Here is a 24,654-nt window from a genome sequence, read left to right as displayed (position 1 = left end):
GAGCGAAGCGTCTTTGCCTCGCGCTTAACCTCTGCCGACTAGGGCGACTAAGGCGGTGGTGAAAAAGTCCAGAAAAATTGCGGAGGGTCTGCCCCACGCAGTGGATCAGGTGGAAACCGTCATTTTTCTTTACTTTGAGGGGAACAAGAACCCCTCTATTTGTTTTAAAATAGGCGCACCTTTTGGTGCGACATATGTACTCTTCAATAATTGCAATACTGGCAAGCCTTTGCTTAGGTAGTAATATTCTATCTAGTCTTTAAGTCCTTTATATCTGCCTCATTCATAAAGTACAGGCTTCTGTTCGCTCGGGTACAGGCTACATACAGTTTGTTTCTACTTGAAGCAGGCAGTTTAGAAAAATTTCCGCTCGTATAAGCTTTAAATGCTTTCGGGTACAGCACCACGCAAACATCGTCATACTGATCCAGCCCTTTAGATTTCCCCCAATTATTTGAATAGCAAGGGTATTTGCTATGCTCTTTGAAAAAAAGTTTTACAACATTATCGTCGTAGAAAACCTTTTTAAATATCTTCTCTCCATCAAGATAATAAACCCCTGTCTCTTCTTTTTTGTGAGATTCGATATTGACACCAAGACTTTGCATAACAAACGCACAAACTGAAGACGAACATCGATAGCTGCGAGAGAGCGTATCTTTATCCACTGTGATGTCGATGTCAGAAAAGTGCTTCTGATACCTTGTAAAGTCGTGAAACAGGTTTTTATTTGTTGGCCCATCTCTGCTTGTATCAAATGTATGCTGATAGAAATCACCGACAAGCAATATATCCATATCGCTCCTGCATATTTCTTTCAAAAGATTGAAATCATGTCCGGCAAAATCCTGCACTTCGTCAAGCAAAAACTCATCGTAGTATTTTTCTAGCCTCGCTCTCACATCGTCGATGACGTTATCAAGGGCAAGCTTCGCTATCCTATTGCTATAAAGGCGGGAATGGCCATCAATGAAGAATCTTCTGTCAGTTCTTCTAAGACGTAATGTAAAGGCTGGTGGTACATCCCAGTTAATACCTTTCGAACGCCAGGCGTAGTGCAAAAATGGCTTGTAGCAGAAGGAATATAAAAAGGTGAAGTATGTTTGGACTGTTATATTTTCTGGTAAATATCCAAATTTTTCAATTATTTTACGCCTTAGATGATTATAATTGCTCTCAGAATACGTGATGACAAGCGACCGCTTTTCAAAAGAAAGGCTGTTTACTATATGCGTTGTCTTGCCAGACCCAGCGACAGCAAAAATTACCCTCTTATCCATTCGAAAGCCTGCTTGATATAATCTGGAGCTTCAAGGCGATCCATACCAGCATCCAATATTGTTAATGCGGCGTCTGCCTTGTTAGATAACATGTAGTCTTCAACAGATAGTGTTCTTCTTCCGGCTGCAAATAACTCATCACATAATGCTGTATTGTCTTGGTAAATACATTTTTCAAGCGTGGTTCTGTTAGCATTGTTCGTTTCACTAAATACCTGAATAGAATCCCCAACATAACCAGCATAGTTGTCTACACAGTTTGATTGGTAATTTCCATCATTATCCCGAGTTACGGCTGTTTTTATCTTAAGAAGTGAAGCCAAATCCAAATATCTCTTGAAAGCTGTACCACCGACAGAAATGACGTGTATGTTTGTGTCTTCCAACTTTTCGCTATATAGCTTTTCATACATACCATCGACGAGCATATATTCGGCATCACCTTCCACGAGTATCACTTTGGCTGAAAGTATGAACTCAAGTATTTTATTATTTGGCGCTTTAACGAAATAACTCGCAGTGTCATCAGGCAAGTCAGAGAGCGAAACGGGATCCTTTTTAGATGGGCTTATTAGAGAGGCATTATGAAGGTCTAAACGGGAGCAAACGCTGTTACTGTGCGTAGCAATAATTATCTGCGTCTGCGTTGCCTTTTCAATTTCATTGATCAATTTCTTCATATTGAGGTGGCTGAGATGGTTTTCAGGCTCCTCAATGAGAATTAGATCAATGGGCCTAGCCCCTTCCTTTTGTTGTAATGCAAATTCAGTTTTTATGAAGCACTGCTTTCCTTTTCCCATTTGAGCGACAGGTATGCCTCCTTGAGTAATCATTAAATCCTGCTCAAGATTCGATTTTCCGTCATTTTTTAAGTCAAACTTAGTTGCATCTAACGCATCATTCAGCGTGACCAAGGATTCTGACGTAAAAGTAGCTTTAGTATGTCTATACGCATGACTATTTTGATGGCGCTCGACGAGACTTGTATTCGCTTCATACAAAGACTTTGTATATTGTCGAGTGGCGTATTCCGTTCCGATCAGAGAACTGTCTATAAAGATATGATTAAGGAATTTTCTGTTTTGGGTGTAAAGCTGCCCGGAAAAGGTTGAGAACTGGATATTGTAATATTCAAATGGAAAAAGAGCCTGTTCATTTGCCAATGCGCTCTCAATTTCCTGTCCATATTCGTCAATCATGGGCTCGCAAACAAGTTTGAGACCATGGCACGTCACCTCATCACTATTATTCTTTCCATCAAGCCATATTTCTCCATGGTCATTCAAAAATATTTCGATAGCCATCCTAGGTAAATCAGACAGCTTCTTATCTCCATTTAGAAACTCTAAAACTGAGACTTGGTTAAATAGTGTTTCAAGACCAAGATTTTCGACCCGAGACCGACTACCTGTTAGAACTAGGTCAATTGCCTGTAAAATTGTGCTTTTTCCAGCTTCATTGTCGCCGATAAAAATATTACGTTTCTCTCTCGCTACATATTCAAAGTCATCAAAGCGTTTAAAATTAAACAGCTTTAGCTTCTCAATGTATTTCATGAGTGCGCCTCCGAAGAGTCCATGTCTTCCAAAAACTCGGATGGCAACTCCCCGCTGGTAACAAGAAGTCTATCTCTTGCCCTGGTACAGGCGACATATAACAGATGGCGCTCTGTATCATAAACCTCTTCAAGATCAGCATTGTCAGCAACAGACTCGATCCGCTCCTGTGAAGGAATGATCTCATCGTCACAGGCCATAACGACAACGGCTCTAAATTCCAGTCCTTTAGCCAGGTGCATTGTGCAGATCGATGCGTATCCGTGCGCAAGCTGAATGTAGCTGTCTAACTGTTTATACGTTATGCATGCCTTTTCAATTGCCGATACCGCTCTTGGTATTTCCTTGTCTGAACGAACAATCAAGCCGATTTCGTGAGCCTCATATCCATTTTCAGTTAGCTTTGACAACCAACTTGAAACAAACTCAATTTCTTCTTTGTACGTGTTAAAATTGCGAATAGTTGGCTCTGGGCCATTAAATACTGATACTGTATTGGTTCGATCATCTTCATAGCCATCAACATCAGCAACACTGGGGCCGAGTAATCGGTCTGATTGCATTCGAATTTGATGCGATGTCCGGTAATTCACGCGAAGCGTCTTTGACCTACCGCGAATATCAACACCCAAAGACTTCCAGGAAAAAGCCTGCTGGAATATGCGCTGGCCTAAATCACCTGCAAAAAATAGAGCGTTTGACTTTTTACCACCAAGTGCGGCTAGAAATCGTAATTGTGGAATGCTTATGTCCTGAGCCTCATCGACCACTACGAAGTCAAAGGGGCTGTTTTCCTTTTCTTCCAGGGAATGAGTTAAATCCAGATATATTCCAGCCATAGAAACTGAATTGGTTTCAATGAGTTCAGCGTTTACCTTTTCAAATATCGCCCATAAAACTTGCCGCTGGGTTTCCGCCAACCTGGTTTTTCGCCCCAATCTTTGAACACTTTTGTATTCATCCCATGTATTGATCTGCCAGGCATTCACTACCTGAAGCCATTCTTCAAAAATGAATGCTGTCGAATAGCGAAGTCCCTCGGCATCTTGGGAGTGTTTCGAGATGAGTTCAAATAACTTATCTCGATTGAGTAATTGTTTACTGCTGGCATTAAATTTGTGCAGCCGAACGGCGATAGAATCCATTGAATGGATTTCCAAACGCTCTGCCAGTCGTGGGGTATTTCCGATTAAGTGCTTAAGCTTTTCTTTGAGTGCATTGGCCAAGATGTCAGAGAATGTTGTGAGCAAAATCCGCGCCTCGGAATTTTCTCTGGCTAAATGCACTGCGCGATGTAAGGCCACAATGGTTTTACCCGTTCCAGCAGAGCCGGAAACACGGGCTGGCCCATTAAAATCTTTTTCGACTAGCTCCTGCTGGTCAGGGTGAAGGAAAACTGTCCACTTCTCCCATGGAGCATCGAGCGCTCGTTCCAGCTCTTCCGTATCAACCATGGTACGGAAGCGGCGCTGAGCATCGGGGTGATCGAATGGGCTGCTCTCTGGAGGAGCGACCACAGGTGGTCTTGGTGTTCCACCAACGGCGATTTCAATAAGAGCTTCTGCCGCTTCCGCGGGCAGGTGACCCGATAACTCTAAGATCGAATCTTCATCGGATGCCTTTACATCGGCGAGCCACTCTGGTGGTACACCATATTCCAGCAACTGATCATCGTTGAACCCATCGAAGAGCAAGGGTTTAGGCGGTGGCGTGGCCTCCACATTGACATAGTAAGGAACACGTATCTCTTCGACGCGCTCTCTGATTTCAACGAGCTGGGCCGCGCCTGTTTTTGGATGCGTTTCAAGCTTTCGCTTTTCGGCCCACTTATAGGCATCATCATGATGATCGACATAGCAGAGCAGCAAACTGGCATTTGAGCGGTGAACAATGATGCGGATGTCACGATTAACACGTACCGACCAGAAATTTTTATCCTGAGCACGATCCAACTTGTGGAAGCTATGGCCTGGATTTTCAGGGCTTATCTGAAGGTCAAAGGCAGTGGTTTTCACAGCCTTTTGCTCATCGCTTGTTAGCTTAGCGAGGCTACTGGTAAACGAATCTGAGATGCGAAATTCCATGGCCATTTAACCCCCTAAACTCGATAAACCTTCATGACCTCATCACCAAGATGGTTGATAACCTTGACCGCAATACGTCCGTTCTTAGGTTTATCAAATGGACGAGATATATCGCTATTCAACGTATCCCATACTTCTTGATTGATTTCGGCCTTGAGTGTCGTTTTTAGCGACTTGTAAGGATCATTCGCTCCAAGGAAATAAGCCTGACGCACGAAGAAGCTTTCTTCGTTATAGTCAGTGTCGATAAACCAGCAAGCAATACCCTCAGCACCATCACTGCGCACCTCACCTGTATTAGGGTGAAACACGTCGACACCATTAATTTTGATTTGTATTTGTCCGTCTTCTACATCCATAACGTCAATGTCTGGCTCACCAAAGATCACGAACAAATTGCCTTTACCTGTATTTTTCAGGTCGTCGGCCATGTGCAAGTCGGCATTCATACGTGCTTTTAGTACCGGAACGCGACCAAGTTTTTCAAACTCTGTGGAGTGCGCATCATAGTTAAAGGCGCAAGCGATCAACACATCAAAGCCAGCATCAGCGGCTTCTCGAGCTGCTTGGACCAAATCGGGACGAGAGACAGTACCAAATTCCGACCCGATAAAAATTGCGGCGCGTTTCTCCTTCTCAGTTTCGTCAATATACTTACCTTCGGCGCACACCAAATCACCTGGCCAAGGGGCTAGTGATAAAAAGTCAATTTTGTCTTCTTTATTAGCTTGCTGTACGCCAGCAGTTTTGAGATTTTCAAGGATGATCTGAACAAAATCTTGCTCGTCTTCAAACTCTTCTTTCTGCTCTGTAGGATCAATCAGTTCGTCATCAATGCCTACGGTTAGGGCACGATGCGGAGAAAGGCTTTCCACGGTGAACGGCCCAGCGACACGAACCTTTTTATTGTCTTCGTATGGCTTATCGTATAGATACTCAGAATCAGCTTTTACAGCTATCGAAGCGTCTATTTCTTTTTGTCTAGCAATGCGCTGCTCCCACCAAGATACGTGTAATTCTTTGGCTTTTTTTGAAGATTTATCATCAATCTCGTCAGGAATTTCCCATTCTTCCCAAGCCTGTCCTAGCGCCTTGTTTAATTCTGTTCTGAGTGGTTCCAGCTCCTTTTGAAACCTATCCCATATAACATCAATTTCGGAATTATTAGCAATCGCTTTTAACGTGATGTGTGGTACTCGTTCGTAAACAAAACCATAGCGAATATTGTCTGTTGTAGGTTTGACAGAAGGAGCTGAGCGAGTTATTTCCGCTTCCTTCACTAGACCATCTTGAGAATCAGAAAGTAAATAATAGGGATACCTTGCACCCATTATTCTTGCTCTAGCAAGTGCAAGAGATACTCTAGAGGTATCGATAGTTATCCAGCGTCTCCCCCACTGTTCTGCAACATAAGCAGTTGTGCCTGATCCACAGGTGGGATCTAACACCAAATCACCTGGATCGCTTGCCAATAACAAACATCGTTGAACTATTTTTTGATTAGTTTGTACTACATAAATGACATTGGAAGCCCCCCCACTATCAGTCCACAAATTTGTTAGTGATTTTACAGGGTTATCGCTCCAATATTTTTTAAGTCGAATCTGCTTTCTTTGTTTAATTATCCTATCTGCACGGGCCAGTGTTTCCATTCCCGAAGTCGTAGTTTTCCAATGGGCCTTTTTGCCAGGGTGGAAAACTTGCCCCTGAAAAAGAAAATCAACAGTTCCTTTTTCCGACGCACCATCCGAAGTTAGTGGATCAGGAGAATAATCGCCTTCATCTCCATCCTTTGGCAAAAATATCTTCTTAGCTTTAACTTTTGATTTGTCTTTAGCAAACCAAAGTATATAGTCAGACACGTTTCCTATCATCGCCCCCGGCTGACTCCCAGTCTTTTGAAAAGTAATTTCGCTAATAAAATTGGAATCGCCAAATACTTCATCCAGCACTGATCTGACACGATGTACGTTTTCATCTCCGATCTGGACAAAAATTGAACCTGTTTCATCGAGCAAATCCCGAGCAACAGTTAATCGATCACGTAAATAAGTTAGGTACGTATGAATCCCATCCTTCCATGTGTCGCGGAAAGCTTTAACCATTTCCGGCTCTCTTGTGATGTGCTCAGATTTTCCATCTTTTACATCCCTTGTAGTGGTTGACCATTGGAAATTTGAATTAAACTTAATCCCATAGGGTGGGTCAAAAAATAAAGTCTGTACTTTTCCCCGTAGTCCTTCGCGCTCCGCTAATGAAGCCATAACTTGCAGGCTATCACCCAAAATCATGCGATTAGACCAATGTGCATCATGTTGATAAAACTCAGTTTTAGCATCTTCACTTGGCAACCCATTGAAGTCTGCAAAAAGGTCGCCCATAAAACCCTGATTTTGCTCATAAGCTTTCGCCTGAGCCTTCTCGGTTTGTCGGCGCAAATCATCGATCAGAACTTTGGGGTGAACCTTTTCCTGAATATAAAGCGGCGGCGCGTGAACAACAAGATCAGACCAATCCTGCTCATCCTTACCTCGCCACACTAACTGAGGGTCGAGGTCACGGTGGCGCCGTTCATAAGCGACACGAACGGAGCTTTTATCTTTCTCGTGGAGTACCGCTTCATATTCCGCTGTCGGAATATTTTTGCGCGATGCATCTTCGTGGGTAAGGGTTTCTACCTGCTTTTTGGCTTTGCTTCTTTGGGTAAAGGGTGTCGGTCTCGCCATGTTATTGTCCTTTCCCCAACGCTGTTTCTATCATCTTGTTAAACTGCTCTTCGACTTTCTTTTTAAAATCGTATTCCATCTCAAACACATCCCCAAACTCGACAAATGCCCACCTGCCATAGTTTTCTATATTGTTTACGCCTGGTATCCAGTAGGTATCCATTGTCAGTTTCTTTTCTTTTGCATCTTCTCTTCGATAACCTTTGATCTCTACGATCAGGTTTAAAGGGTCATCATTGCCATCGTTTACCTGAACAATAAAGTCCGGCCTGTATTTTCTAGTTTCGGAACCATAGCGATAGGGAACTTCTAAACCAAGGCTATGATTTTTAACGTAGGCGGTCACACGCTCATGGGACTCCGCCACGCGGCAGAATTCAGCTTCCCAGTCACTGTCGAGAATGACCCAGTTAATATGGGACTTCAGTGGGTTGGTTTGCCATCGTTCCGTTTTCGAGGTGTTAAAGCTGACATGTATTGTCGATCCGGTTGGGTTATAGGCATCGAGCAATGCTTTTATCGGTCTGTCTTTATTTTGCTCTGCTTGTGTAATGGCTGCTGTTATCCTGGAACACGCCATATCGGCAAGCTCTTGGTACATGAGCTGCGCGGGATAAGTTTGGCCTTTGCATACCAGACACCCATCCAACCACTGCTTGGTAATACGTTTAAGCTGACCGAACAAATGCAGTTTCGGCTCTTCACCTGGGTCTCGCCATTTGGTGTAAAGCAGTCGCTGCGTCAGGTTGAAGAGCAATGTGGAATGTCGCAAATCACCAGTGTGAATGAGATTAAGGTCAACAGCCTCGCCGATAATACCCGCATTTTGGGTAACGGAAGGGCCGACTAATTCAGGTGTTAATTCGAGAATGGAGTCTTCATTAAATTCTGCTGTAAGTCGCTCTTCTGGCAGTTCTACACGATAGCCCGTTACACGAGGAAAGCGGATTTCAAGTTTATCGCGTTCTGGGCGAACTGCTTTTACGTGGATAGTCTCTCTTGGAGGCTGCGGTGGGGCAACAACCGGCTTGGCTGTAAAGTCGAAGGGAATACCCAAAACATCGGCATATTCAACATTGAAACGATTCTCTTCGTTAAGATCGTAAGACTGCCTCCTTAGTGCGCGACCGATTACTTGCTCACAAAGTAACTGAGTACCAAATGCTCTAACCCCCAAAACATGTGTCACTGTATTGGCATCCCATCCTTCGGTAAGCATGGAGACAGACACAACACATCGAATATTTCCGCCTAACGCTCCATACTTCCCAACCGTATTCATCACCTCACGGAGAAGGTCTTGGTCGGTTATATTGTCTGCTGCACGAACGTCTTTAGTACGCTCAATGATTTCTCGGCGATAGCGCTCGATCTCATCGGCTGCCATTGAGCGGAAGTTTGTATCTAAGGCTTCACCAGATTCTAGTTGTTCACTATCAATCAACAATGTGTTTGGTTTAGCCAAGGGATTTCCGTGGTCATCGAAATTTCTGAATAGTTTTAATCTTCCATTTTCAAGTTCAGTTGAACCATCCTCATTTTCACGATGAAAGCCAGATATATAATCAAATACCAGCTTGGAAGTAGAAGTATTGTTACAAACAACAATGAAACACGGCGGCACTTTTATACCTTCCTTTTCCCATAGCTCATAGGTTTTCTCGTAATGCCCATACAGGGCTTCGAGAGCCGTTTTTAACTTGCTTGGAATGCTTAAAGGATCGAGTGCTTGCCCTTTGCTGCGCCCTTTTTTGGGCATTTCTGGCCCAATATGCTTCCATAGTTCACGAAATACTGGCACATCCGCACCTGAAATGTTGTCTGCGACAGGGACACGGGGTAATTTCACAATGCCGCATTCTATAGCATCCATCAGAGAGAAATCATTCATTGTCCAGGGAAACAGTGTTCCTTCGGCATAGCCGGAGCCACTTAAAAAGAAGGGAGTCGCGGAAAGGTCAACAACTCGGTTGATTCCGAGTTTTTTTGCAATAATTTCCAGCCCCGAAATCCAAAGCCGCGCGGCTTCGCGATTGCTATCCGCTTCTTTCTTTTCGTCCCCCTTTAAATCTCCTTCTTCATCTTCCCCTGGCTTTTCACGGTAACAGTGGTGAGCCTCGTCATTTAATACCATGACGTTTTTCATACCCATCAATTCGGGCACGACACGCTGAAGCATCTGACCTTCTGTTTCCTGGGTATTTAGGTCTTCACCTCTTTTACCTTTTAGAAGTGCGCGACCACCAGCGGAAATGTCCACGCGCTCGCGTAATTTGAAAGCGTGATAGTTGGTAATTACGATCTTGGCGCGCTCCAAGTCTGCCAGCATGTCGTTTGGCACAATTTCACGATTTTGATAATAGCTGTCTGGGTCGTTGGGCTGAAGAACACGAAGGCGGTCTTTAATCGTCAAACCTGGCGCTACAATTAGAAAGCCGCGAGTGAATTTTTTACTGCTGGGTTGGCGAACTGCGTTGATTGTCTGCCATACGATTAGCATGGACATAACGGTGGTTTTTCCTGCACCCGTAGCCAGTTTAAGTGCTAAACGCATCAAACCAGGGTTAGCATCGTCATTTGCATTTTTAAGATAGTCGAGGAATTTCTTGCCTGATTTTCCCATTTTCGGCGCAACTTCTGTTAGCCAAATCGCCACTTCGACAGCTTCAACCTGACAGAAAAATGGACGAATGCCATTGAACTCATAGTGCCGCCAATGTTTCAACAATCTTGCAGTATCCGGCGTGACTAGCCAATCGCGTTCACTCGGTAGTTCACGCCATGCGTCTATGTGGCTGCGAAGTTCGTTAATAAATGAAATCGGATCATATTTCTGACTGCCATCACTCAGCCCAAGACTCTCGTCGAACAGTTCTTGAGATCTTACGTCTTTGCGTTTCCTCGGCTGCGGTATAGGTGTGATGAATTCCGCTTTTCGGCGAAAATTAACAATATGTTGAGTTGGTAAGCCATCGACCATTTCCCAATGAGCGGATGGATACTCATAAGGGGAGTTTATTATAGGCTTGTTAAAAAAATCATCGCTCATACTTAATTAGCTTTTTATATTCCAGAAGTGATTGCCTACGACGTCTTCATTCATTACTATTGCGTAACATCTCTCTGTTTAATATTCGCATTCTTAAATTGCCAGCCCCTACCAACTATTAAGCTTGTTAGGTCTTACTATGCATTTAATCAGCAGGTGAGAGAGTAAAGTAAAACCGAAGAATCAACAACCGCAAAAAAACACTTTGCATCAAATGGTTATTCTCTTATGCGCTGTCTAAATATGCCAAATTCAAAACTGAATCGCATCCAAGGATGCTTCCTTGGTTGTCATCCACTGGCGAAACAGTGGTCGAGATTGAGCGGCGAAACGCTCACGACATCCAATCGGCGCACGATTGGTCTCAAAGAATTTGTCGATGGGATTCCAAAGGGAGGTATGAAATGCTCCCTTGGCCATGGGGGTTTTGGGGGCAGCCTGGAGGCTACCCCGAATGGTGATTGAACGGCCACACGTTCTGATGGTGCATGATGGCTCGATGCCTGAATGCACCACATCAGCGCTTGCCTGAAAATTTTGCAACGCAATTTTTGAAGCTTAGCGCACCCGAGAGGGATGCAACGGGAGAACGGCAGTATCTCCCTTGCCAAGATAGGCGTTGGGCTAGAAAATGGCACATTTTGTAGTACAACGCACATCTTGCGTGTAACGGGAAGCGATGTAGGACAATAAGCGCCTGCGTAGTACAAAAGAATTGACGCATTAATGGCTTGGAAATTTTTCGATCAGGGTAGTGGGACTGGACGCTTACAAAACAACCTGAACTGTATTGACTCACCCACGATCTAATATCTGGTTATTTCGCAGGAAGTCGAAGGGGTTGTCCAGTACGAACAACCCGCCCGATTGGTGGAATTAATCTGTAGCAATTTCAGCAACACGAAAGTCATCTGAAGAAAGTTCTGGGCGCGTCTGCAAATAGTCTTCCAACTCCATTCTGGCTTCTTCAAGTGCCGGAAATCTCACAGGCCGCCCGTTTTCTGACCAAGTGTTGATCCAGCCTTGGCCTAAGGTTTTATGTTGTATTTCATATGCCATCGTTCTATCTCCTTGTTGGTTTTTCAAAGCGGAGACAAAAGCCGACGGCAAGACAGAATCGGCTATCGAAGCAAAAGAATGAAAAACCAGCCCATGGGATGAGCGTCTATCGAAATATAAAAATCAGGGTAAAAATACATGAGAAACAAGAATTAGAAATACTTATCGCAGTTTGCACGAATCTTTACAAAGTATTAAAACTATAAGCGTATGATATTTATGAGTTCTGGAGAGATTAAAAATGAGTGAGACAAGTTACAAATATTTTACCAACGGCGTTTGGCCGATTCGAGCGGTTTATGATGATCAAAACCGATTAAGAGGAACCGAAGCACCAAATCGTGAAACAGGCGAAATTGAGTTGAACATGCATTGGGTTAATAAGGTTTTTGATGACAGAAGCGGCGACATTGACGAAATCACAAAAGAAGAATTTGATGCGCGTGTTATTGAGTTTTTGGCGCAAAAAAAAACTAATCCCGAGCCGTCGCCTTAAATCGGCAGCATGGGGTAAAACTATTTCAGCAAATAAAAAATAATAAGCTGAAATAACAAAAAAACAGGGTGCGTAATGGGAGACGGTATAAAACGGCCACAGCCGGATTTATCCTTTGATGAACTGTATCAGCAGGCGCAAGCTTCTGCCCCTGTACTGGAAAATACAGGGCAATCCGTTCTTGATCGCTTAAAAACCCATAATCCTGAAATGTTTGAAGGCGTTGTTTTTGAGGTGGGGCCTTTGAAGGAACCTGAACGGGCGCTTGATAAAATCAATAGTGATTATGAGGGTGATCCGCGGCAGATAAAAGATTTAGTGCGCGGGCGGTTCGTTGTTGATAAACCGGAGCAGATTGTCGCGATCAAACAAGCCATTTTAGAAGAACTGGATGTTGATTCCTTGAAGGATAAATATGCCGAGCCATCATCAACAACCGGATACAGGGACTTAAACACAAAAATTGCTCTGGAAAACGGGCATATCGCCGAAATTCAGGTTCAGCAGCGCGATATGATGCGCGTGAACAAGCCTACACACGACATCATGGAAGAGATTCAGGAGATTAAGCGTCTTGCTAAAAATGAAAATAGAATTTTTAGTGGTTACGAGGCATCAAGAATAGAAACTCTTAAACAACAAGCTCTTGAACTCCACAATGCCGCTGCCCATGACGGCAATCTGAATACGCTTGTAAAACCGGAACTGAGAGAGCAGTTTTCCTATAAGGGTGAGCTTGATGCCAAAGGCAGCGCCCTTGGAAAAGTGGCCGAAACATTTGGACGCCTTGGCAAAAACGGTGGCCTTATCGCAGGTGTAGCTTTTGGCACTTTATCAAGCGCATTCACGTATGCTGCCGGTGGTTCAACAGCAGAAGCCGCAGAAGCTCTATATGAAGGAGCCATTCCTTATGGTGAAACGCAAATAGATGCGCTGCGCGGCGATCCACAAGCCATGAAGCGCTCTGGCCTCATCGAAACAACTTCCAATATCGGCGCGGCGGGCGGTGCATTGGCGGGCGCAGCCATAGGCACGGCTGTTATGCCCGGTGTCGGCACCGCCGTTGGCGCTGTGGTTGGTGGCATCGGCGGCGGACTTGCCAGCGGCGAGATTACAGCGCTTGTTTATGATAATTTTGCAGCGATTAAAGGCCGCGCTCTTCATATTTCCAATGAAGCTGCAGGCGCGCTCAACATGGCTGCGCTGAAAACTGCCAGTCTTTGGAATTGGCTTAAGGGCCCGGACACGCCAAATATTGATTTAACGGCTGCGTTTAACGGACTCCCCAACGCGATGGTCGATGATATGCCGCCGGAAGTGGTGTCATTGATTGAACTCAAACAGTCTCCGGATTTATTTGAACAACAATTTGAATCGCTTAAGGAAGACGGATCGCTTTATCAAGTTGCCGCTTATATTGAAAATAATCCTTTGCCCCCAAAAAGTGAGCAAACCTATGAGAACCGCGCAGACCCGCAGAAAATTTATACCGCCAGCCTGAGTTTTTAGTGCGGCAATATGAAACCGGTGAACCATTTAAAACTCTGGAGACTTCTCGATCAGGCTGCGCAACTCAATTGAAAACTCATCCAGTCCGTCATTGTCGATGAGTTTAGTAATGTATGCTTACATATATATCAAGACGTAGAAAATAAAATTGCTTTTGAAACGCTTGAAGAGGTTTAGCTCTCAGCCTCGAAAATTGGATCAAAGCCAGCCCACATCATGCGTGCACCATCAAACGGCATTTCTGGCATTTCTTTCCATCGTGGGTCAGATTCCATTTCTTTTGCCGCTGCTTCGTAGGTTTTTTTATCTGGCCATTCAATCCAAGAAAACACAACTGTTTCATCATCTTTAGCTTTCACGGCGCGTTTAAAATCCGTAACCTTGCCATCAGGTACACTCTCACCCCATGCCTCAACGATTTTCAGAGCGCCATATTCTTGAAAAATGGGCGCGGATTTTTCTGCTAATTTTATATATGCGTCTTTGTTTTTGGTGGGAACTGGTATAAGAAATCCTTGAATATAACTCATTTGTTTTTCCTTATTATGTTTAAGACTTTACCCGGTTGGACGAGCACAACAAGATTGCCGTCAAGATCGCGAAGCCGCACGAGATTGACCGATGGTGCTGGCTCAACATCTCCCGGATTAAGCCCAGATTTTTCGAGTTGCGCGTGCTCGTCTTTTAAGCCATCGACAATTAGAGTGAGCGCCAAAAATGACTGATATAGTGCTTCTTCAGTTTTTGGCGATCAGGTAAGTACCCGCGCCAACCATAAGAGCGCCCGAAGCTAGCCGGGCTTTATTCTCAATTGCCAGCCCTTTGCTCATAAGCATAACTTTCGTTGCCGTAAAAGCATAGGTCAATTTGACACCGCCGACAGTGACAACCGTTACGAGTAAAATGACAGATATGTCCGGTAACGTCAGTGCAGATACATCGACAAATGCTGGAAACAGGCTGGCATAAAAGAAAATTGCTTTAACGTCGCCAAGCGTTACAAACAGGCCTGCGAGGAAACTGGCGCATATTCCGTTGCTGGTGCGGGAATATTCAAAGGTTATTTTTTTCGTTCTGCTTCTGATCAAGGTTATACCGAACCAGATCAGGTAAATGCCTGCTACGAATTTGATCGCAAAAAATAAACCGCCCATCATTCCGGATAGGGCTGTTAAACCCAGTATTGCCAGCATCACAAATATCAAATCGCCAGCCACGATGCCCATTGAAACGGCAACGCCATTGGCCAGATTCATCGTGGCCGAGCGAGCAACAACCAAAGCCACACTCGTGCTGGGAATGGCGGCGAGCGTTATCATGATGATAAAAAGCACCAAAGCGTCAAAAAGACTCATGGGGGTTCCTGCGATACGTTTGGTAATAGCCGGGTTTCATTAACATGCATATTCAGAAAAAGCTTCACATTCTTTTACATGTTACAGCCGATTACGTTGGTATAAAAGTAATTGCATACTTTAAAGCCGCAATCGCGTCTTTCCCCTGAACGGTTTGCCAAACAGCGGGATAAATCTTGCATCATTTCACCGTACATTTTCAGGTAGACGCGATAGTGACGGATTTTGTTTTGGTTACCTGGCATTGACGATCAGCCTTTCCTTAGCGGTCGCATAGTGCGAGAGTGCGCGGTAAATGGTACGTGAAGACACATCGAATTGATTTGCGATCTGTCCCGGAGTTATACCGGGCTGATGCTGTAGCAGGTTTTGCATGTAGGCAATCTGAATATGTGAGAGCTTTCTTGGTCTGCCGATATGTACACCTCGCTGCCGCGCTGCTTCCATCCCGGCCTTGGTGCGCTCGCGAATAAGATTACGTTCCAGCTCTGAAAACGCATGACGTATTTGGTACATGCATTTACCCATTGCGGTGCTGGTGTCGATATTTTCGGTTAAACAGCGAAACGCCACGCTTCGGTTTTCAAAGACTTCCAATATATCCAGCGCATTTTTAAGTGAACGAAAGGCGCGATCCATCTTCCAGACGACAAAAACATCGCCCGCTTGCAAACCAGCCAAAGCCTGCTCAAAACCGGGCCGTTGTTTGGCGGTGGCTGATACGCCGCAATCCTCAAAAATAGCGCTGCATCCGGCCAATTTCAAAGCATTGAGTTGCAGATCGAGATGCTGATCTTCCGTAGAGACACGGGCGTAACCGATGATGCGGCCAGAATTTTCCACCATGTGATTGTGCTTTTCGTACATTTTAATCCTTTAGCGATAGACAAAAGGGAACCCTTCTGACTTACCTTCATACGCGCTCCTGATCAACTAAAAAATGTAAAAACTGCGGCAAAAAACACCCGAAATCGGCTATTATTCCGCCGCAAGGAAATATGTGAATTGTGACAAAATGGTTCCCTTTTGTCACAAAGCAAGATACTGAAAAACATAGCGTTTTTCTGTGTTTTGGGTATGGTTTTTGGCGCGGGAATTGCGTTTGCGCAGGGCGAGTTACCATCAGTGAAAAATGACTATATCTCTTGTGATGTACAGCCTTGCGTCACAATTTCCGGAAGTGAGTGGTCTGAGAAAAACCAAAATGGCGTTGCTGTTGCCGTGCGAATGGGCGTGAAACCCGCTGTTACCGATGAACAAATAAAAATGGTACTCACCCACGATTTTAAGAAACATGGCGTGAATAACATTAAATTCTTTTACGAACAAAATGACGCGCCTGCTAACCTTATTTTTCTACATGTGCGCGGCGGATTAGAAGGGCCATTCCTGATAGGCGACGTGAGGGAACAAATTCCTTCAATTGCAAAGCGGGCATTAAACACCAACCCGCTTTTTGGTGTCGATTAGGAATTAAAGTTTGAGGAAAGCGTTTACTTCGGATACCTGTTCATTTTGTGCAACAATATCCTGATTGCTATCATCCGCATTTTTGATTTCATGTTGTGTATTTTGATCGGTTGTCGTTCGGGCGGCTAACATCATTTCTTCGGCATAACCACGTTCCTTCATTTCATGGAGGATTTGCTCCCGGCGCTGCGGGCTGGTGCTGTCATTATCCAATTCCGCAACTACCGCTTTGGCGTTACTCAAGTGGTATTGTTTCTGCGCCCATTCTGCATAGTCGCTATATTGTGGATCGTTTTGGTATTTGCCTTTAATCGAGCCATCTGGATTCAGCATTTCTTCGATGAGGTGTTTTTCCAGCCGCTTGCGGTAAGCTTCAATATTTTCGCCGGATTCCTGCTGCGGAATATCGTCCGCGCCCAATATTTCAAGCGCCAGTTTCTCCCGCCATGCATCACCATCACGCTGTTGGAATGAATCTTCCAACGCCTTGATACGGGCTTTCATTTGTTCCATATCGGCGCGGATTCGCTCAACCAATTCGACAAGCTGCGCCGTTCTACGCTCTTTGGTTTTGCGTTCTTGGTCTTGTTTGGACTCGTTGTTGCTAACGACAGAACCGCGCTCCATGACACCGCTGACGGAATCGCTGAGCTGCCCATGTAGAATTTTGGTTTCAATTTCGGCGAGTTCATGTCCGCGCAGACGGTTAAATTCTGCGTCTGACAAACACGCATCGCAATGAATGAAAATATTCGTTAATCCGCCGGAAACCCGTAAGCTTTCGTCCGTTGGCTTAACCATTGGCGGCCCCGCTTTGGGACGGTGCCGCCGAAACGCTTCGGTATACTATCGCCTCCCGAAGATTGAGAATAACAGCGTTATTCTCAATCACTGCTAATGAAATTTCAGGCACACTGCGCCCCATTGTCCCTGCCTCCCGGTTAGTAGAGTATTGGCTTGAAAGCGTTATCACACACACAAAATTGCCCTTTTACCCTAACAGGAACAGGTTAATAAGCGGTTAATTGCTTGGTGTTTATCTGAATTTTAGTATCGCGTTTTGCGTTCCAAGCGTCCCAACCGGGACGCTGGAATTGTGACGTGGGATTATTGCAATCCCACTACGCGTAAAGGATTGATAATGATGGATTGAGGCTGGTTTGCATGGCCTGATTCAATAGCTTCCAATGCGCCCTTGCCTTGATTGCCTGTAGTAGCCGCAATATGAAAGGTTGAAGCATAAGTATGGCCATCAATCGATAGCCGCAACTCACCTGACACACCTTGCGGCGCTTGACCCTCATAAAAATTGATGGCGATAGTCAATGTGCGCAAATCCAGCGGCACATCAAAACCAATGGTTTCATAACCGTTGGTTGGGCCGGGAGAATTGCGGTAATCTTTCCAGTAGCGCCCATGCGGCGTGACAATGCGTCCGAAATACAGCACCGGCGCACCGGGCATTGCCTGAGCGTATAAATCCAAATCGCACAAGGCGCATTGCCATGATATGCCGATCTGCACGTTTTCTGCACGGCGTATTTGCGCCTGAGCCAAAACGGTTTCACTGACGGGCCGCTCGAATATGGATTGCCTGCTTTCCACCGGGGGCAGGATGACCATCTCCAGCTTGTTTGACTTTACGGGCTTGAAAGCATGAGCAGGCGGCGCGGCATTACTTGAAACGCTTCGGAACACTGTCGGCACATCGCCGACAAAACCGCCCAGCTTGCCGCCAAGTAATTCAGCATAAAGCGTCCAAAAGCGTTTGACGAAATAAGCATGCCGGTCGCCTTGCATGATATTGTCGCTGCCATAGCCGATATGGACGATGACATTTTTAAGTAAGCCGGAATGACCGGCAGCGCCAAACGGCGTTTTGCCCTGCGAGGCGAACAAATGACCATCGGAAGGAAAGCGCCCGCCAGCCATAGAAAAGACCGGCTCTCTTGGGTCGTCATATAAAGGCGAACCCAAAATAATTACATCCAGCCCACCGTCTCGCTCAAAGTTATTGGCGACATAGCGCAAAAGTTGCGGCAGGCGCACAGCGCCGGATATGGATGGATGACCTTTTCCGCCCGGCGCGACAGATTGATCGGCAAAACGCTTGAGCGCGGTTGCAGCCTTGCGGTTTACACCCAGTCTGGCTTTAGGATTGTTATAGGCCGGATTATCGGGAATGTTGAACTCCCCAATGATTGACAAATTATAACCATCAAGCAGCGTCACCCGGCTGCCTTGGTTCAGCTCCGTGAGCTGTTGCAATAACGTAATGGAATGCCGCCGGGCTTCATCCGGCGTATAGTAAGGCGAAACCGCCACAACCAGATTGCGGGCCGAAGCTGCTTGAGCAGCTAACAGCCACATAATGAGTATGGTGCAGAACAACAAGGTATTTTTATACATACGAACCTCCTTAAAATTAACGGCCAGCATGGGAGTTCATCGTGGCGATATGACGTGCCCGCAGGCTGATATATTCCACGATCCGCTCGTTGATAAAGGCTTCACGCTCGGCCTCTAGCTCGACCCGGCGGCCATGGAGCTGCCCGCGTTTTTCACGCAAAACTTCATGAGTTGCGTGATGTTCCTTGAGCGCTTTTTCGATTTCGATAAATTCGAGATTCTCAACATAGACATCCGGTGAATAGCGCATATAGATGTCTTCCACTGCAAGGAACAGGGCACTGGCGGCCAGCATCTCGACCAGCAATTGTGACCAGATGAACGCAAATCCCGGATCGGCGCTTTCACCGAAAGAATCCCAGTCAATCGATCCGGCAACGCCGGTGTGAATCACGCCAAACATGCTGCCCCAGAATAGAAAGGCAATGCCGGTGGCGGCATAGATGCATTTGGCGTAAGTCTTGCGCGAGCTGTCATAGGTCATGAAGTTGGTCACAAACTTGACTGACACAGAGGCGATAGGCATTAATGCTGAAATCATCAGCGCCAGCCATGGTTTTTCAATGAACACAGCATTGCCGGAAGCAACCAGATTGGCATAGACATTACCCATGCCCAGACCAGCGGCAATAACGAGGAAGGACAGCAATACGCACAGCAAAATCTGGTCTTTGCGCCGCCAATCTTTCCATTGAATATCGCTGGCATCTTTTTTACCGGTACTGTGCAAAGCCCCGCTTTTGATATATCGCGCAGTATTCGCTTTTTTGATTTCAAGATCACCGAGCAATTTGTGAGCGGCCTTGAATCTGGTGTCGATATTTTCGGTATCCAGCTTCACCTGCGCCAGTTCCGCGCCGAATTTCAAATCGGCTTCAAAAGCGGCTTGCTCCTTAATCAATGCAGCGGCAGCTTCCCCGTCGGGATGATGAATTAACCTTTGGGAAAACTCAGGCGGCGTTGATGATGGCGCTCTTCTACCGATTTTCTTATTGCCGGACTCAATCAATGAGGCGGCAAAATTTTGCTTTTTTATTTTGGATTTGGGTTTTGTTGTAGCCATAAATTAATCTCCTTGTATCTATGGCGCAGCACTTATGCGCTGAGCATTGAACATCATAGAGATGATGTTTTTATGCTTTGGGAAACAGGGAATGAAAAAAAACAACGGGCATGTCAGAAAATTTAATCTGACATGCCCGTTGTTGTTACCTGTCGAAATGTCTGGCTATATTGGGATGCTTAATTTTGAAATACAAATCGATGAGCCTTAAACGCTCGAGCAATCGCACATCGCGGCGCGGCTCACCTTCCTCATCTTCTTCAAAATAATAAGAAAACCAACGCGGGTCGCCTAGGATATTATCAATATCAGGTATGGGCCACCGTATACTGCCAACTATAATATCGCCATCAAAATTGTATATAGAATCGGCTATTTCATCTGGCCAATTACGCCGTGAAATCTTCAAATTCCGTGCCGCCAGCCACAAACGTTTTCTACGATGAGGGCTTTTGAATTTTTCTGCCTCTGTTACAAAGACAATTCTCTTTTTCTTATATTGCATTTTTTTGTCCTCCATTTGGGAACTAGTTGGAATGGAGAACCCGGGTTCTCTGTCGCTGAGAGCGTCCTGCTCAGTCAAATCAGTGTCTCAATGATTGATCCATGTGCGAAGTCGTAGGGTTTCTGTGATTTACATGTTTTATCCATGTAAAAAAACTATGGGGCTACGGAAAATAATTTATTTGACGGTTATAGAAATAAAATATATAACTATTAATAGGTTAGGTGATTTAGTTAAGAGAAAGAAAAGTAGTTGGGAAGGTTGCCTGAATTAGGGTCGTACACCGTGGAGGTTATTTATAACAGCCTTGATCTGTCCGAAGAAGGCAGTGATTTAGATTACGATCCTACCCCTTGTGTCTCAGAAATTTGGAAAAAAAATGGTGTTCTTCATCGTGTTGGTGGGCCAGCCATTACTCGCTATGATGAGGATTCCGGTGAAGTTACTGTTCAGGAATGGTATGAAAATGGAAAGCGTCACCGTGAGGGTGCGCCCGCATTTATATACAATGATCGTGGCTATAGTGTAGAAATTTGGTATAAAAATGGCCAAGAACATAGAGAAAATGCACCTTCTCTAATCGATAAATCAATTGAAACCGGTTTGGTTATCAATGAACAGTGGTATGTTAATGGCCAACCCCACCGTCATAACGGTGCAGCGATAATTCGTAGAGAATCAGATTCAGGAATAGCTGTTTGTGAAGAATGGTATCTCAATGGCAAACTCCACAGAGAGGGTGACGCGCCAGCAGTAATAGTGCGTGGTGAAGATAGCGGACTTGTTCAAACGCAACTCTGGTATCGGCATGGCAATCAAGTAACTGTTAAATCTAGCACCAACGATTTAGATTTTCCAAAGTAAGAATTTTCTATCCGGATAGCATTAAATTCCTGTCTGCCATAGAATTACTTGTATGGCAGATAACAGCTTATATAATCTTTACATATACGATGCTAAATGTATCCGCAAACATCAACGGTTGGATTTTGATAGTAGCGGTCAAAAAACAAAACCTACATTTGAATTATGGAAGATAGTAATCCGCCTTCGAGAGGAAAAGTGGGGCAACGATAACCAAATGTTTTATAACTATCTTCACGATGAAATAGGCATTGTTCCTGCTTTGGGTATGGAGCAGCAAGGTTTTCAAGATTTAAAAAAAGAACAAGATAAAAAATATAAGACTACCCTAAAAGGAAATTTAATTGGTAATGCCATAGCAGAATTGAAACGTGGTCATACTAAAACATATTGGCCATACCTTTTAGCTTGGCTTTGGCATGATCATCCGGATGATATTAGAAATTTTTATACGAAAATTGGCCTCAAACACAACGAATTTCCAAATCCTAGCGACTTGGAGCAAGTTAAAAAAACAGAAAACAATCATCAACTAGAAATCAAATCAGCCTCAATTTCTTTATCAAAAGATACCTATATAGATCCCTTCCAAACACGTATAGAAAAACTTTCAATAGATTTTTTTGAAAGAAAACATGTTTTTAAAGAAATAGATAAATTCCTTCAAGAGAATGACAGCGGATTTATTACCGTTCGAGGTGATGGCGGCACAGGAAAAAGCGCCATTCTTGCCAATGCGGTTAAAAAATACAATAAATCAGATGAATTTAATTGTGTTTACTACTTTGTAAGCCATGGAACCGATCACGATAATACAACCAACTTCATCGAATGTATTTATGAACAGTTGAACAGAATCTATGATTTATCCTCTTTAAAAGCTGATTATGATAGATTGCCAACGGCTTGGCATAGTCTTTCAGGAACATTTCTAAAGAAACTCATCCAAACAGTAGCTTTGCAGACAAAACGACCGTTACTCATCGCTGTCGATGCGCTTGATGAAATTTCTCATAAAGATATTACAAAGCAAAGCGACGATAGAAATTTACTCTATATTCCCGAGCAAGAATTGCCGGAAAGCATCTTTTTCTTGATTTCATCGAGAAACAAAAAGAAACAAGTCTACGCAGGAAAACAGCTTAACCTTTCTTTAGACAAAAAAGAGCCACATCAGAAAAAAGATATTCGCGATTATATAAAGGAAAAGTCGGCGCTGGACGAGGTTAAGCGCTGGATTAAAAAGAATAAACTTGATGCCAATTCATTCACAGAGATTTTATACAAAAAAAGTGAATGTCGTTTTTTATATTTGTTTCACGTCTTTCAGAATATTACGGGGTTTGAAGATATAGACGCTCTGCCACAAGGCATTGAAGAATTTTATGAGAAACAATACGACAGATTTTTTTCTGATGAAAAAAATAAAGAAATAAAAGAAGTAAAAAAAATAATTTTGGCGGGGATTTTACATTTTAAGCCCGATATTTCCCTTTATCATCTTTCTGCACTATGTGGACTTAAGCAAATTAAAGTTGACGCTATGATTGAAAACTGGATCGCCATCCGGTTAATCGACGAAATTATTTTGGATAATATTGCCTATCTAAAATTTTCACACCAACTATTTTATGAGTTTATTAACAAGCACATCATTGAGCTACAAAAGATAGAAAGCAGACCGGAATCATATGAAGAATTAGCAAAATGCACTGTTGAAGATATTGCTCTTGATAATGAAGCAAAGAGAATTACTTACAAAAAACATCATCAGTCAAAAATGCAGATTGAAACAATAAAACTCATTCCTGAATCTCTTTTCAGGTCAGAGGATATGCTCAAACTGTCAACCTACCTAACAAATTGGACGTTCTGCAAAGAATATGTCAACCTGATAGACCGTGGAGAATGGAAAATAATCGATTATCTTGCGCAGATGTATACGCAGATGTCGAATAAAAACTATCCTCAAGAACAACTGGATAAAATCCTCACCGATTTTATCAAGAATATCGTTGATATAGAGAATGAGACAAACACTATTATAAGCAATAAAGAAATCACATCGATTTTTACAAACGAGGACAGCAGACCTGGAGATACAGACAAGCACTGCTCTGGAAACCGGGGTCGTAAGTTTATAAAAAGATATGATCACCTAATTTTTAAAATAATATGCGAGCATGCAAGTGATGACGGATGAAATTGAGGTTGAGCAAAAAGATTTTTCGATAGAACAACTTAGAAAGTTGAAAACAAGCCTTTTACGAAGTTATGCAGGGCAGATTAGAGATCGCTATCGTCGCAAAGGAAAACTGAAAGAGGCTGCCGAAAGATATGAAAAAGTTCTGAGCGTTTATCTTGAATCGCTGCGTAACAATACCGGTATTACTTATGCCGATGTATCAGAAATTCAATATGAGCTAGGCACAATAAAATTTCTCAGATGTGAGACACAAAGCGCTGTAGCGTTATTTGAAGAAAGCGCTAAAAACGCTGATTTAAATAATGATCCGGTGCGGGCTGAAATTGGAAAATTTAGAGCCATGCATGCAAAGCTTTTTGCACAGGAAATTTCCTATGAGCAGGCATATGATGAAATGATAGAGAGTCTGGACAGACTTGCCTCATTGAATAATCAAGGAAATGAAACTCACTTATGTGAAGGATGGATACACAACATACAAAGCCATATTTTTGACTTGGCTATTGATATGAAAAATATTAAGGAGGCGAAACTACGAAATGACCAATTCCTGGAATCGCCGCCATATATTGTAAATCTCAATCAAAATCCACCGAACAGGTTCCTCCTGATTGCTACACATTCAAAGCGGGTCCGTATATTATTTATTGAAGGTAAGTTTGACGAAGCATTGAAACAGTTTGCAATCTATCTGGATGTCGATCTCTCCGAATGGGGAGAGCGAGACACGCAAAACATACCGACCTCAAAAGATATTCAGGATATTGCCCGTGATTATCTTTATGCCGGAATATGCTTGAAGAAAAAAGGATTGGATGACAAAGCACAGGAAGTTTTTAAAGCCGGGCTCGAGCTTGATCCCTATAATGCCAATTGTTATTTCCAAAAAAGGATTCGCGCTGAGATGTAGCTCTGGCCTTAATCTCCTGATTTAGGTTCGCATTAAACTTCTGTATTTCCCACGATAAAAATTGGTGAGTGATACAAATAAGCAATCTCAATGCTTATTTATATCTGTAACCA

General features: G+C 43.9%; 21 protein-coding genes. 6 read left to right on the top strand and 15 right to left on the bottom strand.

Features of this window, described 5'->3' with window-relative positions; all coding sequences use genetic code 11:
* Positions 1-248 precede the first annotated feature (248 nt).
* The 6 genes from C8R11_RS03520 to C8R11_RS03490 all read right to left on the bottom strand — a co-directional run bounded on the left by C8R11_RS03520 (position 249) and on the right by C8R11_RS03490 (position 11,754).
* A complete protein-coding gene (locus tag C8R11_RS03520; RefSeq protein WP_107794508.1) occupies positions 249-1,280 on the bottom strand; it encodes an AAA family ATPase in 1,032 nt (343 codons plus the stop codon).
* Positions 1,265-2,836 (bottom strand): ATP-dependent nuclease, encoded by a 1,572-nt coding sequence (locus C8R11_RS03515; protein WP_107794507.1) that lies wholly within the window; start codon positions 2,834-2,836, stop codon positions 1,265-1,267. The genes C8R11_RS03520 and C8R11_RS03515 overlap by 16 nt, the downstream gene beginning before the upstream one ends.
* Positions 2,833-4,926 (bottom strand): UvrD-helicase domain-containing protein, encoded by a 2,094-nt coding sequence (locus tag C8R11_RS03510; protein ID WP_244907531.1) that lies wholly within the window; start codon positions 4,924-4,926, stop codon positions 2,833-2,835. The genes C8R11_RS03515 and C8R11_RS03510 overlap by 4 nt, the downstream gene beginning before the upstream one ends.
* A gap of 8 nt (positions 4,927-4,934) precedes the next feature.
* Positions 4,935-7,646 carry a site-specific DNA-methyltransferase gene (locus tag C8R11_RS03505; RefSeq protein WP_107794506.1) on the bottom strand — a complete coding sequence of 904 codons (2,712 nt, stop codon included), beginning with the start codon at positions 7,644-7,646 and terminating at the stop codon, positions 4,935-4,937.
* Position 7,647: 1 nt separating this feature from the next.
* Positions 7,648-10,695, bottom strand: coding sequence for a BPTD_3080 family restriction endonuclease (locus tag C8R11_RS03500; RefSeq protein ID WP_107794505.1), 3,048 nt, complete (start codon positions 10,693-10,695; stop codon positions 7,648-7,650).
* An 876-nt stretch (positions 10,696-11,571) separates the two neighbouring features.
* Complete coding sequence (locus C8R11_RS03490) at positions 11,572-11,754, bottom strand: hypothetical protein (protein ID WP_107794503.1); 183 nt, start codon at positions 11,752-11,754, stop codon at positions 11,572-11,574.
* Positions 11,755-11,995: 241 nt separating this feature from the next.
* Between C8R11_RS03490 and C8R11_RS03485 the strand changes: the two genes are divergently transcribed.
* Together C8R11_RS03485 and C8R11_RS03480 are read left to right on the top strand one after the other, a co-directional pair.
* Positions 11,996-12,250: a hypothetical protein gene (locus C8R11_RS03485; protein WP_107794502.1), complete on the top strand. Its 255-nt coding sequence runs from the start codon at positions 11,996-11,998 to the stop codon at positions 12,248-12,250.
* Between the two features lie 75 nt (positions 12,251-12,325).
* Positions 12,326-13,759 (top strand): RelA/SpoT domain-containing protein, encoded by a 1,434-nt coding sequence (locus C8R11_RS03480; protein ID WP_107794501.1) that lies wholly within the window; start codon positions 12,326-12,328, stop codon positions 13,757-13,759.
* A 173-nt stretch (positions 13,760-13,932) separates the two neighbouring features.
* Here the strand turns inward: C8R11_RS03480 and C8R11_RS03475 are convergent, their stop codons facing one another.
* The 4 genes from C8R11_RS03475 to C8R11_RS03460 form a co-directional block, all read right to left on the bottom strand.
* Complete coding sequence (locus tag C8R11_RS03475) at positions 13,933-14,289, bottom strand: DUF1428 domain-containing protein (protein WP_107794500.1); 357 nt, start codon at positions 14,287-14,289, stop codon at positions 13,933-13,935.
* Positions 14,286-14,474 carry a hypothetical protein gene (locus C8R11_RS03470; protein WP_107794499.1) on the bottom strand — a complete coding sequence of 63 codons (189 nt, stop codon included), beginning with the start codon at positions 14,472-14,474 and terminating at the stop codon, positions 14,286-14,288. Before C8R11_RS03470 ends, C8R11_RS03475 begins: the two co-directional genes overlap by 4 nt.
* 22 nt (positions 14,475-14,496) lie before the next feature.
* Complete coding sequence (locus C8R11_RS03465) at positions 14,497-15,114, bottom strand: LysE family translocator (protein WP_107794498.1); 618 nt, start codon at positions 15,112-15,114, stop codon at positions 14,497-14,499.
* Positions 15,115-15,348: 234 nt separating this feature from the next.
* Positions 15,349-15,960, bottom strand: a complete 612-nt coding sequence (locus tag C8R11_RS03460) for a recombinase family protein (protein ID WP_219908534.1) — start codon at positions 15,958-15,960, stop codon at positions 15,349-15,351.
* A 180-nt stretch (positions 15,961-16,140) separates the two neighbouring features.
* On the opposite strand from C8R11_RS03460, the gene C8R11_RS03455 reads away from it, so the two are divergent.
* Positions 16,141-16,584, top strand: a complete 444-nt coding sequence (locus C8R11_RS03455; RefSeq protein WP_107794496.1) for a hypothetical protein — start codon at positions 16,141-16,143, stop codon at positions 16,582-16,584.
* Positions 16,585-16,587: 3 nt separating this feature from the next.
* Here C8R11_RS03455 and C8R11_RS03450 read toward each other — a convergent pair whose 3' ends face one another.
* From C8R11_RS03450 to C8R11_RS03435, 5 genes are all read right to left on the bottom strand, one after another.
* A complete protein-coding gene (locus tag C8R11_RS03450) occupies positions 16,588-17,385 on the bottom strand; it encodes a hypothetical protein (RefSeq protein WP_107794495.1) in 798 nt (265 codons plus the stop codon).
* A complete protein-coding gene (locus C8R11_RS15855) occupies positions 17,378-17,563 on the bottom strand; it encodes a hypothetical protein (RefSeq protein WP_219908533.1) in 186 nt (61 codons plus the stop codon). The genes C8R11_RS03450 and C8R11_RS15855 overlap by 8 nt, the downstream gene beginning before the upstream one ends.
* Before the next feature lie 128 nt (positions 17,564-17,691).
* A complete protein-coding gene (locus C8R11_RS03445; protein WP_107794494.1) occupies positions 17,692-18,993 on the bottom strand; it encodes a hypothetical protein in 1,302 nt (433 codons plus the stop codon).
* 16 nt (positions 18,994-19,009) lie between these two features.
* Positions 19,010-20,056 (bottom strand): hypothetical protein, encoded by a 1,047-nt coding sequence (locus C8R11_RS03440; protein ID WP_107794493.1) that lies wholly within the window; start codon positions 20,054-20,056, stop codon positions 19,010-19,012.
* A 145-nt stretch (positions 20,057-20,201) separates the two neighbouring features.
* Positions 20,202-20,561: a hypothetical protein gene (locus C8R11_RS03435; protein WP_107794492.1), complete on the bottom strand. Its 360-nt coding sequence runs from the start codon at positions 20,559-20,561 to the stop codon at positions 20,202-20,204.
* Between the two features lie 285 nt (positions 20,562-20,846).
* Between C8R11_RS03435 and C8R11_RS03430 the strand changes: the two genes are divergently transcribed.
* From C8R11_RS03430 to C8R11_RS03420, 3 genes are read left to right on the top strand one after another with little or no spacing between them, the layout of a single operon-like run.
* Complete coding sequence (locus C8R11_RS03430; RefSeq protein WP_107794491.1) at positions 20,847-21,425, top strand: hypothetical protein; 579 nt, start codon at positions 20,847-20,849, stop codon at positions 21,423-21,425.
* A 52-nt stretch (positions 21,426-21,477) separates the two neighbouring features.
* The gene (locus tag C8R11_RS03425; protein WP_107794490.1) at positions 21,478-23,628 is read left to right on the top strand and encodes a P-loop domain-containing protein; all 2,151 of its coding nucleotides are present in this window, start codon (positions 21,478-21,480) and stop codon (positions 23,626-23,628) included.
* Positions 23,618-24,541 (top strand): hypothetical protein, encoded by a 924-nt coding sequence (locus C8R11_RS03420; RefSeq protein WP_107794489.1) that lies wholly within the window; start codon positions 23,618-23,620, stop codon positions 24,539-24,541. The genes C8R11_RS03425 and C8R11_RS03420 overlap by 11 nt, the downstream gene beginning before the upstream one ends.
* Positions 24,542-24,654 lie beyond the last annotated feature (113 nt).

The sequence above is a fragment of the Nitrosomonas aestuarii genome, assembly GCF_003046585.1.
GTDB lineage: Bacteria > Pseudomonadota > Gammaproteobacteria > Burkholderiales > Nitrosomonadaceae > Nitrosomonas > Nitrosomonas aestuarii.
This window is presented reverse-complemented; position numbering and strand designations above follow the sequence as displayed.

Coding starts and splice junctions, on each gene's coding strand:
- C8R11_RS03420 (WP_107794489.1), top strand. CDS start 23,618: ATGACGGATGAAATTGAGGTTGAGCAAAAAGATTTTTCGATAGAACAA.
- C8R11_RS03500 (WP_107794505.1), bottom strand. CDS start 10,695: ATGAGCGATGATTTTTTTAACAAGCCTATAATAAACTCCCCTTATGAG.
- C8R11_RS03505 (WP_107794506.1), bottom strand. CDS start 7,646: ATGGCGAGACCGACACCCTTTACCCAAAGAAGCAAAGCCAAAAAGCAG.
- C8R11_RS03440 (WP_107794493.1), bottom strand. CDS start 20,056: ATGGCTACAACAAAACCCAAATCCAAAATAAAAAAGCAAAATTTTGCC.
- C8R11_RS03515 (WP_107794507.1), bottom strand. CDS start 2,836: ATGAAATACATTGAGAAGCTAAAGCTGTTTAATTTTAAACGCTTTGAT.
- C8R11_RS03460 (WP_219908534.1), bottom strand. CDS start 15,960: ATGGTGGAAAATTCTGGCCGCATCATCGGTTACGCCCGTGTCTCTACG.
- C8R11_RS03425 (WP_107794490.1), top strand. CDS start 21,478: ATGGCAGATAACAGCTTATATAATCTTTACATATACGATGCTAAATGT.
- C8R11_RS03490 (WP_107794503.1), bottom strand. CDS start 11,754: ATGGCATATGAAATACAACATAAAACCTTAGGCCAAGGCTGGATCAAC.
- C8R11_RS03510 (WP_244907531.1), bottom strand. CDS start 4,926: ATGGCCATGGAATTTCGCATCTCAGATTCGTTTACCAGTAGCCTCGCT.
- C8R11_RS03465 (WP_107794498.1), bottom strand. CDS start 15,114: ATGAGTCTTTTTGACGCTTTGGTGCTTTTTATCATCATGATAACGCTC.
- C8R11_RS03475 (WP_107794500.1), bottom strand. CDS start 14,289: ATGAGTTATATTCAAGGATTTCTTATACCAGTTCCCACCAAAAACAAA.
- C8R11_RS03520 (WP_107794508.1), bottom strand. CDS start 1,280: ATGGATAAGAGGGTAATTTTTGCTGTCGCTGGGTCTGGCAAGACAACG.
- C8R11_RS03480 (WP_107794501.1), top strand. CDS start 12,326: ATGGGAGACGGTATAAAACGGCCACAGCCGGATTTATCCTTTGATGAA.
- C8R11_RS03435 (WP_107794492.1), bottom strand. CDS start 20,561: ATGCAATATAAGAAAAAGAGAATTGTCTTTGTAACAGAGGCAGAAAAA.
- C8R11_RS03450 (WP_107794495.1), bottom strand. CDS start 17,385: ATGGTTAAGCCAACGGACGAAAGCTTACGGGTTTCCGGCGGATTAACG.
- C8R11_RS03485 (WP_107794502.1), top strand. CDS start 11,996: ATGAGTGAGACAAGTTACAAATATTTTACCAACGGCGTTTGGCCGATT.
- C8R11_RS03445 (WP_107794494.1), bottom strand. CDS start 18,993: ATGTATAAAAATACCTTGTTGTTCTGCACCATACTCATTATGTGGCTG.